The organism is Patescibacteria group bacterium (assembly GCA_041650895.1).
In the GTDB taxonomy this organism is placed as follows: Bacteria; Patescibacteriota; Patescibacteriia; order 2-01-FULL-39-33; family 2-01-FULL-39-33; genus CAISTG01.
Genome location: JBAZKF010000001.1, coordinates 549,241 through 562,320 on the forward strand (window position 1 = coordinate 549,241; position 13,080 = coordinate 562,320).

Here is a 13,080-nt window from a genome sequence, read left to right on the forward strand (position 1 = left end):
ACCTATGTCCGAAGAACAATCCATTGAGCAGTTGCAAGAAGAACTGCTGAAAGAAAAGGAAAAAAACGGCGAACTCCTGGCTGGCTGGCAAAGAGCCAAAGCCGATTACTTGAATCTGAAAAAAGATGAAGAAAAAAAGGCCAAAGAAACTTACGAGTGGGCCAACGCCGCGTTTATGTCCGAGGTTCTGCCTGTTTATTCCCATTTCAAGCTGGCCTTGCAACATATTCCTGAAGATCAGAAAAAGGTACCTTGGGTGGAAGGCGTGATTTTTATCCAAAAAACTTTCCAGGATTTTTTTAAAAAATATCAAATAGAAGAAATCAAAACTAACGGCGAAAAATTCGATCCGAATCTGCATGAAGCCCTGACGCATGAAAAAAAAGACGGCTATGAACCGGATATGATTTTTGAGGAAGTGGCGCCGGGCTATCTCTTAGACGGCAAAGTGCTTCTGCCGGCCAAAGTTAAAGTAGCCAAATAAAATTATCAATAAATTAACCATTAAACATATGTCAATCATCAAATGGACACCTTTTCCCTTCGTCGATTCCTTTGACGAAGCGGAAAAACTAATGGGCGATTGGCCCATCACGGCCGGCTCTTTTACCCCGGCCATAGACGTTTACGAAGACAAAGACAACGTCGTAGTGGAAGCGCCACTGGCCGGCATTGACCCGGACAAAGTGGAAATCGCCATTGAAAACAACATCTTAACCATTAAAGGAGAAAACGAAAAGAAAACCGAAGTGGAAGACAAGAATTACTACCGCAAAGAAGTGCGTACCGGATCTTTCTACCGTTCGGTGGCTCTGCCCTCCAAAGTGGAAAGCGATAAAGCCGAAGCCTCTTATGACAAGGGTATCTTAAAAATCACTTTGCCCAAATTACCGGAAGCCAAACCCAAAACCATTAAGGTAAATATCGCCAAATAATTTTTTCTGCTTGAGGCGGGAAATTGTTCCCGCTTCGCTGGAGGAAAAATTAAAAATAAAAAAAGCCGGAACCAAGGTTCCGGCAATAAAGAGCTTCAAGAGCAATAACCCGATCAGGAAAAGCTGGCGAGCAATATGAGCAATAATCGGCCGAGCAACAAGCCGATTAAAAGCGGCGGCAGAATGTAAAGACATTTCCGAGTCAGTATTTCTTTCGGATACTCAAATCCGGTAAGACCCGAGAATATTCCTTCTGCAAAAAACCAGCCGAAGGCGATGATTATTACAGCCAGCAGACCATTAAAGAACATACAGAGAAATCCCGCGATCATCGCAGGAATGCCGTACAAGCTTTGCCAGGTCCCAAATTTAGGTTGTTGGAACCCGATGTTCTCTAATAAGAAATACTTCCCGAAAACATAAACGATGGCTATCGTAACGACGATTTGCAATATCTGCAAGATCTGCATAAAACAGTCCTCCTAAAAGATCTTCTTGTAAGACTCATCGCCAATATCAAAGATGAATGAAAAGCCGATTGCAAAGATGAAGAAAATAATCGTAAAAAATCCATTAAAACAGGTCATGTTCGTCGTTACCACCGCCAGCAGTATCGTTCCGACGGTGCGAGGGAAAAAGGACCCAATAAACATTACTGCCAAAACTCCCATAAACGTAAACAGCGGCATAATTTTCTCCTTCTTGCGGGTTTAACCCTTTTAGAAAATCGTTTTAAGGAACACTTGATAATTCTCGGCCACATAACCGATATGCCATTATAGCAAAAATAATTGAAAAAGTCAAGAATAAATAAAAAAATAAGTAAAATTAAGCAAAAATATGTCAAAAATCCTAGGAATTGATTTGGGCACGACCAACTCGTGCATGGCTGTAATCGAAGGGGGACAGCCGAAAGTATTAGAAAACAAAGAGGGCGCGCGCACTACGCCATCCATTATCGCGCAAACTAAAGCCGGCGAACGCCTGGTAGGCATCGCCGCCAAGCGCCAAGCAGTTACCAACCCAACCAGCACTCTTTTCTCCATTAAGCGCTTGATTGGACGAGCTTTCACCGACAGCGAGGTGCAACGCGATATCACCCTGATGCCTTTTAAGATCGTTAAAGCCGGCAACGGCGTCAAGATTGAAATGGGCGATAAGGAATACAGCCCGCAAGAAATCTCGGCTATGACTTTAACCAAACTCAAAGAAGACGCTGAAGCCAAACTGGGAGAAAAAATCACCGAAGCGGTCATTACCGTACCGGCTTATTTTGACGACGCCCAGCGCCAAGCCACCAAGGACGCCGGTGAAATCGCGGGCTTAAAAGTCTTGCGCATCATCAATGAACCGACCGCGGCGGCTTTGGCTTACGGTTTTGAAAAGAAAAAGGGCCAGCAGATCGCCGTTTACGATTTGGGCGGCGGCACTTTTGATATTTCCATCCTTGATGTCTCCGCCGACACCGTAGAAGTCAAATCCACTAACGGCGACACTCATTTAGGCGGTGATGATTTTGATTTGAAAATCATGAATTGGATTATTGATGAATTCAAAAAACAAGAAGGCATTGATTTATCCAAGGATGTTACGGCTTTGCAACGCGTCAAGGAAGCGGCCGAAAAAGCCAAGATTGAACTTTCCACGCAAATGGAAACGGAAATCAATCAGCCCTTCATCACTATGGGCGCTGACAGCTCTCCCAAACACTTGAACATCCGCGTCAGCCGTTCCCAATTGGAATCCCTGGTCGGCGGTTTAGTTGAACAGACCTTTGAACCGGTCAAAAAAGCTTTAGCCGACGCCAATATGTCCGCTAAGGATATAGAAGAAATCGTCATGGTCGGCGGCATGACCCGCATGCCCTTAGTTCAGAAAAAGGTTGAGGAATTCTTCGGCAAAAAACCCAATATCTCCGTCAATCCTGATGAGGTTGTGGCCTTGGGCGCGGCCGTACAAGCCGGCGTATTGCAAGGTGATGTCAAAGACGTCTTACTGCTTGATGTTACTCCTTTGACTCTGGGACTGGAAACTTTAGGCGGCGTTATGACGCCGTTAATTGATAGAAATACTACCATCCCGACTTCCAAAAGCCAGATATTCTCCACTGCGGCCGATAATCAGCCGGGCGTGGAAATCCATGTCTTGCAAGGCGAGCGCCCTATGGCTACTGATAACAAGACTTTGGGCAGATTCATGTTGGATGGTATTCCGCCGGCGCCTCGCGGCGTGCCACAGATTGAAGTAACTTTTGATATTGACGCCAATGGTATCTTGAATGTCAAAGCGCAGGACAAGGCCACCAGCCGCGAACAAAAGATCACCATTACCGCCTCTTCCGCCCTATCTAAAGAGGATATTGAGAAGATGAAAAAAGATGCGGAACTCAACGCTGAAGCTGATAAACAGAAACGCGAATTGATTGATTTGAAAAACCAAGCCGAATCCTTGGTCTTCACCTGCGAAAAAACCCTGAGAGACGCGGGTGATAAAGTATCGGCCGATGACAGGAAGAATGTAATGGATAAAGTTGAAGACTTAAAGAAGGCCAAAGACGGAACAGATAAGGATTTGATCAAAAAAAACTATGACGCCTTATCCGAGACTATCCAAAAAATCGGCGCGGCCATGTACCAGCAACAAGCCGGGCCGTCCAACGGTACCAGAGCCACCGAGGCAGAATCGCCCCAAGGCGCTGCCGAAGCCGGAACTGCGGGTGAACCGGTAGAAGCGCAATATGAGGAAGTCAAGAAATAACAGATAGTTTTATAACGTTAAGCTGTCGAAAATTTTCGACAGCTTTCGTGATGAAAGTATTAAAAAACCCCGAACGAGTCGGGGGTACGAGTAATTTTATTTAGCCGGTATCATTACTTTTCTTCTGCTGATTGATCTGACTGAAAAACTGTCCGACGGCGTTTTCGCTATAATCAAGAGCGAAAGCGGGAATCAGCAGAATAATGAACAACGCCGGCAACCATCCTGGGGTGATGAAAGCCAGGCAAAGGCAAGCAATTGTCCGAGGCAACAGCGCCCCCAAGCCAAGCAACAGCAACAACCCTAAGACTTGCAGTAAGTACAACATAACTCCCTCCTTTCCTGAGTCAGCCGTTTTAATTCTTCACTGCCGACAAACTCTGCTTGTGATCCCTGGAGCCATTTTTATAACCCAACAGAAACTGAGGATTCCTCAGCTTTACTCTTAGGTAAAATCTGTCTATTCCCTTATAGCCGAATACCCAACCTTGACTGTAATCATCTATTTTCTTTCCTCTGTCTTTCGCCCAAAATAGGGTCTTGCCTCCTCCATCTGGATCAATATACTCGGGACAATCCTGGTGGTGTCCATTTTTATCCGCTGTACCGCAAAAATAACACTTAACAACAGCCCCTGCTTCGACATTCTGTTCCGGCATCGTTTTCCTCCTTTTTATTATTGCCTATGGTAATCTTTAATGTGCTTGGTATAATACCAAACATTATACTAAAAAAATAAAAAAGTCAAAATAATAATCTATGGGTCATATTACCGCCAAAGAATATCTGGATTTGCAAAAACGCCTGGATGAAAGCGTGCAAGGCGCACCGCCGTCAGATGCCTTGTATCGCATTTTAGAATTGATTTTTACCAAACAGGAAGCCGAGCTGGCTTCAGTTTTGCCATTACAGCTGTTCACTTCAAAAGAAGCGGCCAAGCGTTGGCAGATGACTGCCGAAGAAGCCGAGAAAATCCTCGGGCAACTGGCGGAAAAGGGCGTGATTTTTGATTCTCAAAAAGGCGATAAAACCCTTTACTGCCTAGCGCCGACCATGGCTGGCTTTTTTGAATTCTCCCTTATGCGCAATGACGGTAAATTCGATCGCGAAGCGCTCTCCAAAGCTTTCTATGAATACATTAATGTCAAAGACGATTTCGTCAAGCAGGTTTTGGGCATTAGCCCGGCCATCGCCCGGGTCTTTGTCCATGAAACAGCCCTGCCTCCGGAGAGTCACAAAGAAATTTTGGATTATGAGCGGGCCTCGGCTGTCATTAAAACCGCCAGCTGTATCACTGTCGGCACCTGCTATTGCCGGCATAAAATGGAACACGTCGGCAAGGCCTGTGATATGCCTCAGGACGTCTGCCTGACTTTTAATTCTTGCGCGGAGAATTTGTCCAAACGCGGCATCGCCAAAAAAATCTCTACCGAGGAAGGTTTAGCCATATTGGATAAATGTATTGGCTTGGGCTTAGTGCAAATAGGCGATAACATCCAGGCCGGAGTCAGTTTTATTTGCAATTGTTGCGGCTGTTGCTGTGAGGCCATTCTGGCCGCCAAACGCTTGGGCAATTATGACGACTTCAGAAGCAACTACTTGGCCGTTAATGAACATGAAAACTGCAACGGTTGCGGTGTTTGCGTCAAGCACTGCCCCTTTGAAGCGATAACACTGGTAGAGAAAAACGGCAAAAAAGTGGCTGAAGTTGATCCGACCAAATGCGTCGGTTGCGGCGTTTGCACCAGATTTTGCGGTAAGAAAAGCTTATCGCTCAAACGACGTGAAGATTTGAAGTATGTGCCGTTTAATACCGTGGAACGGGTAGTGGTAGCGGCTATAGAGGAGGGCAAACTGCAAAACTATATTTTTGACAACGCCACTCTTTGGACTCATCGCTCCTTAAGAAAATTCCTCGGCATAATCTTTGCCTTGCCACCGGCCAAGCGCGCCTTGGCCAACCGCCAATTGCAATCAAAATTCTTCAGAGCGATCAACAAAAAAGCAATGAGAGAGAGCTACAAAAAACTATACCGAGAAGGCGAGCAATCCGCCGCTTCAAAAAAATAATTGACATAACTGTTATTCTCGGCTTAATTAAGAATTCAAAACACAATTATTTTCATGATTAATTTAACCAACCAATATGTCCGAACAAAACCAGCCATTAGAAATCAAAATAGCTGACAACTCAGCCGGCGGAGAATATGCTAACGCCATGCAAGTGGTGCATAGCAAAGACGAATTCATCCTGACTTTCTTAAACATCGTCCCGCCCAGCGGCCGCGTCTGCGCCAAAATCATCTCCAGTCCCGGCCATTGCAAACGCATGATCGCCGCCTTGAATGACAACCTAAAAAAGTACGAGGAAAAATTCGGTGCCATCACTGAAGCGGAAAGTCCCAAAGAAGAAATCGGCTTTAAGGCTTAAGTTCTAAATAGATAATTCTAAAAACATGGCTCAAGACTATTATAAAACTCTCGGCATAGACAAATCCGCCTCGGCGGATGAGATTAAGCGCGCCTTCCGCAAGCTGGCTCATGAGTATCATCCCGATAAAAAAACCGGCAACGCAGAAAAGTTTAAAGAGATCAATGAAGCCTACCAGACGCTTAGCAATGAAGGCAAACGCCGGCAATACGATCAATTCGGCCAAGCCTTCACCGGCGCCGGCCCCCGGCCTGGTAGCGGGCATTATGGCGGTAATCCTTTCGGCCAGGGTTTTAACGGCTTCAATCAAGGCAATGTCAATTTTGATTTCGGCGATGTCGGCGATTTAGGCGACATCTTTGGCAGTTTTTTCGGTGGCGCGACTGGCGGTCGCCAAACTCCCCGACGCGGCGCCGATTTGCAAACTGAACTGATCATTGATTTCAAAGAAGCCGTTTTCGGCGCAGAAAAAACCATTGAACTCAATAAACAAGTTGTCTGCGATACTTGCAACGGCACCGGCGCTGAACCGGACAGCAAAGTCAATGCTTGTAAAACCTGTAACGGCCACGGCCGCGTCATCCGGGCGCAACAGACTTTCCTGGGAACAATCCAAACAGAAGCGACTTGTCCTGATTGCCAAGGTGCCGGCCAAGTGCCGGAAAAAAAATGCCATAAATGCCATGGCAACGGGCATATTAGGGGCAATGAAAAAATAAAAATAACTATTCCGGCAGGCATTGATGATGGCCAATCCTTACGCCTCTCGGGCCAAGGCGAGGCCGGAGAAAAAGGCCAGTCCGGCGACTTGCTGGTTCGCATTCGCGTCCGGCCTCATCCTAAATTCCACCGCGACGGCTTTAATATTTATTCCTCCCATCACCTCTCAATCAAGCAAGCTGTTTTGGGCGATAAAGTAGAGATAGAAACCATTGACGGCTTAATCAATTTAAGAATACCCGAGGGAACCCAAGGTCAAACCAAATTCAAACTGCCGGGCAAAGGCGTGACACATCTCAATTCCCGCGGACGCGGCGATCAGATAGTTGAAGTCATAGTGGACATCCCCAAAAACCTCGGACGTCAGCAGAAAAAAATACTAGAACAATTAGACATATAATTATGCTTATCTATTTACTACTTTTCGTTTACCTTATTTTTCTCGCGGCTTGCGCCGTTTTCGGTATCTCCATCCTGATCGGCCTAGTTATGACCAAGGGCGTGCCATTTGTTTCCACTCCATGCTACGACCTAGAAAAAATCTGCGAGGTCGCAGAGCTTAAGCCGGGAGAAAAGATTTTTGACTTGGGTTGTGGCAAAGCCAACCTGTTGACGATCGCCGCCAAAAAATTCGGCGCCCAAGGCACGGGTTACGAATTATCGCTCTGGCCTTACTTTTGGGGTTGGTGGCGCATCAAGATTATCCGCGCCGATGTCACTTTAAAGATGCAAGATTTTCTCAAAGCCGACTTATCCCAAGCCGATGTAATCTTCTGCTATCTCTTCCCTGAAGTGATGGACAAATTGGAAGAAAAATTCAAAACCGGATTAAAACCGGGAGCACGCGTCGTCTCCTACACCTTCAAACTGCCCAATATCCAACCGGCTAAAACGGTTATGGGGCAAGAAAGAAATAATTGGTTTGATCGTCATTTGAGAACCAGCGGAAAAATTTATCTTTATCAATTTTAATCCAGAAAATGTAAGCGATTAAAAAACTAATTAATGATTGACAAAAGGCAAAATATTTATTAAACTGATTTAACTTAAATTAAATTAAAACACATGATAGTCAACATCGCTAAACAGCCGAAATCACAAGTAGAAATCTCCGTTGAACTGACACCGGCGGAACTTTTGCCATACCTGAAAAAAGCGGCGGAAAAAATCTCTGCAGACAAGCCAGTTGAAGGCTTCCGCCCCGGTAAAGCCCCCTACGAAGTCATTATCAAAAAGTATGGCGAGATGGCCGTCCTGTCTGAAGCTGTTGACGATATAATCTCCAAAACCTATTATCAGGCGATTAAAGACAACAATCTGACAACTATCGGCCAACCTCAAATTGATTTGGAAAAAATGGCGCCGGAAAATCCTTTCAGTTATAAAGCTACGGTAGCGATCCTGCCGCAAGTGAAAATCGGCGACCTGACAAAAATCAAACTAAAAAAAGAACCGATCGTTATCACCGATGAACAGGTGCAAAAAATCATTGAAGAAATCCGCAAAATGCGCGGGCAAGAAGAAAAAACCGCTAAAGTGGCCGAGAAGGGCGATTTGGTAAAACTTGATTTTGATGTTTTCCGCGACGGCGTACCCATTAACCAGGGGAGCGCCAAAAATTACCCGCTGACATTAGGTGAGGATAAATTCATTCCCGGCTTTGAAGCTAACGTCATCGGTCTGAAGGCCGGCGAGAAGAAAGAATTCACTCTAAATTTTCCGGAAAAGTATTTTGAAAAGTCCTTAGCCGGAAAACCGGCGGAATTTAAAATTAAAATCAACGAGGTGGCAAAAATTATCCTGCCCGAAGCCAATGACGAACTGGCCAAAATGGTCTCCGGCGGAAAATTCGGCACTTTGGAAGAATTGAAAAAAAATATCAAAGAGAATCTACAACTGGAAGAACAAGCCAAGCAGGATCGCCGATTGGAGATCGAACTGTTGGAAGAAGCGGTCAAGTTGAGTGAGTTTGATGAACTGCCGGAAATCCTGGTTCACGAAGAAATCCATCGGATGTTGCATGAGTTGGAAGATAGCCTGAGTCGCCAAGGCTTGGATCTTAACAATTACTTGCAGTCCCTGAAAAAAACCGAGGAAGAAATGGAAAGAGAAATGGAACCGCAGGCAGTCATTAGAGTCAAGACGGCCGTCTTATCCCGCGAAATTTACCAACAACATAAATTTGAGGTTACGCCCGATGAAGTGGACAAGGAAATTGAAGAACTGCTTAAGAATTACCCGCCCAATCCCGACGTAAAAAAGCAATTGACAAGCGAGACCTACCGCGATTATCTCAAGAATTCCTTAGGCAACCGCAAAGTGATGGAATACTTAAAAAAAATAGTTATTAAAGATTAAATTCACCCCGTTAAATAATCATAAATTTTAAAATTTATGATTAAGATTTGATCTCGATTGAATCTTCAGGGGCAAACGATGAAATAAATAATATAATAAGATTAGTGATTAACCATTCAAATCTTATTTAACAGGGTAAATATGATCAATGCCATCAAAAAACGCCGGGCCGTCCGCGACTATCTTAATAAATCAGTCGGCGACGACAAGATTCAGGAGTTATTGAACGCCGCCGCTTGCGCGCCCTCGGCCAACGCCCTCTACCCCTGGGAACTGGTTATTGTTGAGGATCACGCCGTTAAGGAAATGTTATCCAAAACCACGCCCTGGGCTACTTTTGCCAAAGAGGCGGCGGTGATTATTGCGGTTGTCGGGCACAAAAACGAAAGCCCGGAATGGATTGAGGATTGTTCTATTGTCGCCGAACACTTATGGCTGGAAGCGACGGAGCAGGGTCTGGGCGCCTGTTGGATCCAAATCCGCAATCAAGGCAAGGCTGATGATAACGTCAAATCAATCCTAAATATTCCCGGCCAACATAGCGTCTTATGCTTAATGGCTATCGGCGTGCCGGCCAAGACTTTAACCGCTCACGACACATCAGCCGTGGACAAAGACAAATTTAAATTTGAAAAATATAAATGAAAATAAAAATACTCCCGATTAACAAGTTGGGAGTATTTTTATGTAAAATTAAATAAAAAAATTTTGGTATAATAAAGCAGTTATCCTGTGGACAAAGGTATTGACAAAATATTAATCATGTGCTATAATGACATATTGGATTAGAAATGTCTCTAAACCATAAAAGCACTTAACATAAACGGAGGATAGAGAAATGGCTTATTTTCTACTGCTATTGCTCGTACTGTTGATGGCGTTTGCAATGGTTATGGTATTATTGGGAGTAATTTGCGGCGTCGCCTTGTTTTTAACAGGAGTAACAATATTATTCACTTGCGGAAAAAGTTACATAGGCAGTTTCTTATGGTACACGAAAAATTCAGCGATATCATTGGCTATTGCCTTAGCGGGATTAATGATAATTCAGACGAGCGGCTGGATAATAAATAAACATCAAGAACGCCTACAAAGAACGCCGGAATACCAAGCGGCGGTAAAAAGCAACGCAGAAGCATTAGATCGTTTTCTTTCCTGCGAACCAATGAAAAAGGAGGAAATGTGGTGGGTTGAGCAATACAACACCTACCCTAACCGTGACTCGACTATGGCTTGCCTTAGGACATACCGGGAAACGCTTGAGAAGCACTTCGGCCCCTGCCCTGATACCAACCAGGATTGGGAAAAATATTTTGACGAGAGGGTGTGGCCGGTGTTGTACAATGACGTCAAAATGGTGTATTGTCCGCAATCGCCTCCGGTCGCCGAAGCAGTCCCGTAATCCCGTTTACTTCGTACAAAAACGCCCCGCCAGGATCATCCTCGCGGGGCGCATTATTTTCTATGTTTTTTTCCGTCTTTTTTTCTTTTTCTCCTCCTTCAATATTGCCATGGTGGTCTTCACTACCGTATCGGGGTTTAAGGAAATACTGTCAATACCCAACCCGACCAAAAATCTGGCAAAATCCGGATAATCTGATGGCGCTTGGCCACAGATACCGATTTTCCGTCCCGAGGCCTTGGCTACTTTGATTACAATAGCTAATAATCGTTTGACTGCTTCATTATTCTCATCATAAACATCAGCCACTAATTGTGAATCGCGATCCACGCCCAAAGTCAACTGAGTCAGATCATTGGAACCGATGGAAAAGCCATCAAAAATCTCAGCGAACTCCTCAGCCAGAATCACGTTAGAAGGAATTTCACACATCACATAAATTTCCAATCCGTTATGGCCTTGCTTAAGGCCGTTTTTTTCCATTATTTTAATCACCTTTTTCCCTTCTTCCACGGTACGACAGAAAGGCACCATTATCTTAATGTTTTTCAACCCGAACTCTTCGCGCGCTTTCTTAAATGCCAGACACTCCAACACAAAGGCCTTCTCATACTGCGGAGCATAATACCGGGAAGCTCCGCGCCAGCCGATCATCGGGTTGCTTTCTTCTGGCTCAAATTGCTTGCCGCCGATCAGGGTGGCATATTCGTTTGATTTAAAATCAGACAAGCGGATAATCACATCTTTAGGATAAAAAGCGGCGGCGATCATACCGATACCTTCGGCCAGCTTGTCAACAAAAAATTGCGGCTTCTTCGGATAATTGACGGTTATTTCGGCGATCTCGGCTTTGGCCTTCTGGTCTTTGATTTTGGAATAATTTAGAAGTGCCAAAGGATGGACCTTGATGTAATTGGCGATGATAAATTCTTCGCGCGCCAGGCCTACGCCGTCATTGGGTAAGAAAGAAAATGACAAAGCGGCGTAAGGATTGCCGACATTCATCATGATTTTCGTCTTGGGGCGAGACAAGTGTTTCAAATTGGTGCGCCTAACCTTAAACGGCACCAAACCGGCATACACTTTGCCGATTTCTCCCTCGGCGCAAGACACGGTTACGGCTTGGCCGGTTTTTATTTTCTTGGTCGCTACGCTGGCGCCCACTACGCACGGCACGCCCAGTTCCCGCGAAACAATCGCGGCATGGCAAGTCCTACCGCCTTCGTTAGTAACAATAGCGGCGGCGCTTTTCATAAATGGTTCCCAATCCGGATCGGTCATATCGGCCACCAACACCTCACCGGCCTTAAAATCATTCAACTCCGACACCTTTTTGATTACGCGCGCCTGGCCACTGCCGATCTTCACCCCGACGCTGGAACCGGTAAATAATAACTTGCCATTGCCGGCCATTACATATTCTTCCAATAAATTCGGATTCTTATTGCTGGCAATAGTCTCGGGCCGAGCCTGAACGATATATAATTTGCCGGTACGTCCGTCTAAAGCCCATTCAATGTCCATGGGTCGCTTGTAATGCTTTTCTATTACCACTGCCCATTTAGCCAATTGCAGGATTTCCTCATCTGTCAAAACGTATTTCTCCTGTTGAAGCAAAGGCACAGCCACCGAGCGTGTCGGCCGGATGGGATTATCGGAATAAACCAATTTTTTGTTCTTATCGCCGACCTGCTTGGAAACAATCGGCTTGAAACCCTGAGCCAAAGTATTCTTGAATATATAGTATTCGTCCGGATTGACTGTTCCCTTAACTACAAATTCACCTAAACCATAGGCGGCATTGATCAAAATAACATTAGGATTGCCGCTTTCCGTATCAATGGTAAACATTACGCCGGCGGAGCCCAAATCGGAACGCACCATCTTCTGCACTCCGACTGAAAGCAAAACCGCCTCGTGTTTGAATTTATAGTCAAGACGATAAGAAATGGCGCGTTCAGAAAACAGCGAAGCGAAACAGCGTTTGATCGCCAAATATAATTCTTGCTCACCCCTGATATTCAAATATGATTCTTGTTGGCCGGCAAAAGAAGCATTGGGCATATCCTCGGCTGTGGCCGAAGAACGCACTGCTACGTCAGTATTGGCAACACCATACTGCTTGGATAATTTTTTGTATGCTTGAGAAATTTCCGTTTTTAATTCTTGAGGCAAATCAGCAGTCAAAATCATTTTCTTGACTGTAGCTGATTTCTTGGCCAAATTCCTATCAGTCGCCCCCTTAAGCTCGGCATAAATCGCCCGCTTGATTTTGGCGCCGGCTAAAAACTTATTATAAGCCTGGGCCGTAACGGCAAAACCATTCGGTATGGTAACACCACGGCCAGACAAATTACGATACATTTCGCCTAAGCTGGCGTTCTTACCACCGACTTTGCCGACGTCTTTCATCGTCAGCTCCTTAAACCAAAGGATGTTTTTTTGCATTTTCATACCTCCTAATTTTTGATTTGATA

The 13,080-nt window shown here is 45.1% G+C and carries 15 protein-coding genes; 10 read left to right on the forward strand and 5 right to left on the reverse strand.

Annotated elements, in window-relative coordinates:
- Nucleotides 1-4 precede the first annotated feature (4 nt).
- Together WC473_02685 and WC473_02690 are read left to right on the forward strand one after the other, a co-directional pair.
- Nucleotides 5-484 carry a nucleotide exchange factor GrpE gene (locus WC473_02685; protein MFA5124707.1) on the forward strand — a complete coding sequence of 160 codons (480 nt, stop codon included), beginning with the start codon at nt 5-7 and terminating at the stop codon, nt 482-484.
- A 28-nt stretch (nt 485-512) separates the two neighbouring features.
- Nucleotides 513-935, forward strand: coding sequence for an Hsp20/alpha crystallin family protein (locus tag WC473_02690; GenBank protein ID MFA5124708.1), 423 nt, complete (start codon nt 513-515; stop codon nt 933-935).
- Between the two features lie 113 nt (nt 936-1,048).
- On the opposite strand, the gene WC473_02695 is transcribed toward WC473_02690, so the two are convergent.
- Both WC473_02695 and WC473_02700 read right to left on the reverse strand, forming a co-directional pair.
- Entirely contained in the window at nt 1,049-1,405 is a 357-nt protein-coding gene (locus WC473_02695) for a hypothetical protein (GenBank protein MFA5124709.1), read from the reverse strand.
- A 12-nt stretch (nt 1,406-1,417) separates the two neighbouring features.
- On the reverse strand, nt 1,418-1,624 hold the full coding sequence (locus tag WC473_02700; protein MFA5124710.1) for a hypothetical protein: 207 nt from the start codon (nt 1,622-1,624) through the stop codon (nt 1,418-1,420).
- 151 nt (nt 1,625-1,775) lie between these two features.
- Between WC473_02700 and dnaK the strand changes: the two genes are divergently transcribed.
- On the forward strand, nt 1,776-3,692 hold the full coding sequence (gene dnaK / locus WC473_02705) for a molecular chaperone DnaK (GenBank protein ID MFA5124711.1): 1,917 nt from the start codon (nt 1,776-1,778) through the stop codon (nt 3,690-3,692).
- A 100-nt stretch (nt 3,693-3,792) separates the two neighbouring features.
- Here the strand turns inward: dnaK and WC473_02710 are convergent, their stop codons facing one another.
- Nucleotides 3,793-4,020, reverse strand: a complete 228-nt coding sequence (locus WC473_02710; protein MFA5124712.1) for a hypothetical protein — start codon at nt 4,018-4,020, stop codon at nt 3,793-3,795.
- 28 nt (nt 4,021-4,048) lie between these two features.
- Nucleotides 4,049-4,351 carry a hypothetical protein gene (locus tag WC473_02715; protein MFA5124713.1) on the reverse strand — a complete coding sequence of 101 codons (303 nt, stop codon included), beginning with the start codon at nt 4,349-4,351 and terminating at the stop codon, nt 4,049-4,051.
- Between the two features lie 100 nt (nt 4,352-4,451).
- Here WC473_02715 and WC473_02720 point away from each other — a divergent pair, with 100 nt between their 5' ends.
- From WC473_02720 to WC473_02750, 7 genes are all read left to right on the forward strand, one after another.
- Nucleotides 4,452-5,762: a 4Fe-4S dicluster domain-containing protein gene (locus WC473_02720; GenBank protein ID MFA5124714.1), complete on the forward strand. Its 1,311-nt coding sequence runs from the start codon at nt 4,452-4,454 to the stop codon at nt 5,760-5,762.
- 76 nt (nt 5,763-5,838) lie between these two features.
- On the forward strand, nt 5,839-6,123 hold the full coding sequence (locus tag WC473_02725) for a DUF3467 domain-containing protein (GenBank protein ID MFA5124715.1): 285 nt from the start codon (nt 5,839-5,841) through the stop codon (nt 6,121-6,123).
- 25 nt (nt 6,124-6,148) lie between these two features.
- A complete protein-coding gene (gene dnaJ, locus WC473_02730) occupies nt 6,149-7,243 on the forward strand; it encodes a molecular chaperone DnaJ (GenBank protein MFA5124716.1) in 1,095 nt (364 codons plus the stop codon).
- Nucleotides 7,244-7,245: 2 nt separating this feature from the next.
- Entirely contained in the window at nt 7,246-7,815 is a 570-nt protein-coding gene (locus WC473_02735) for a hypothetical protein (protein ID MFA5124717.1), read from the forward strand.
- A gap of 93 nt (nt 7,816-7,908) precedes the next feature.
- Entirely contained in the window at nt 7,909-9,201 is a 1,293-nt protein-coding gene (gene tig / locus WC473_02740; protein MFA5124718.1) for a trigger factor, read from the forward strand.
- 141 nt (nt 9,202-9,342) lie between these two features.
- Complete coding sequence (locus tag WC473_02745; GenBank protein MFA5124719.1) at nt 9,343-9,846, forward strand: nitroreductase family protein; 504 nt, start codon at nt 9,343-9,345, stop codon at nt 9,844-9,846.
- A 193-nt stretch (nt 9,847-10,039) separates the two neighbouring features.
- Complete coding sequence (locus WC473_02750; GenBank protein ID MFA5124720.1) at nt 10,040-10,603, forward strand: hypothetical protein; 564 nt, start codon at nt 10,040-10,042, stop codon at nt 10,601-10,603.
- A gap of 60 nt (nt 10,604-10,663) precedes the next feature.
- On the opposite strand, the gene ppsA is transcribed toward WC473_02750, so the two are convergent.
- Nucleotides 10,664-13,051, reverse strand: coding sequence for a phosphoenolpyruvate synthase (ppsA, locus tag WC473_02755; GenBank protein MFA5124721.1), 2,388 nt, complete (start codon nt 13,049-13,051; stop codon nt 10,664-10,666).
- Between the last annotated feature and the right edge of the window lie 29 nt (nt 13,052-13,080).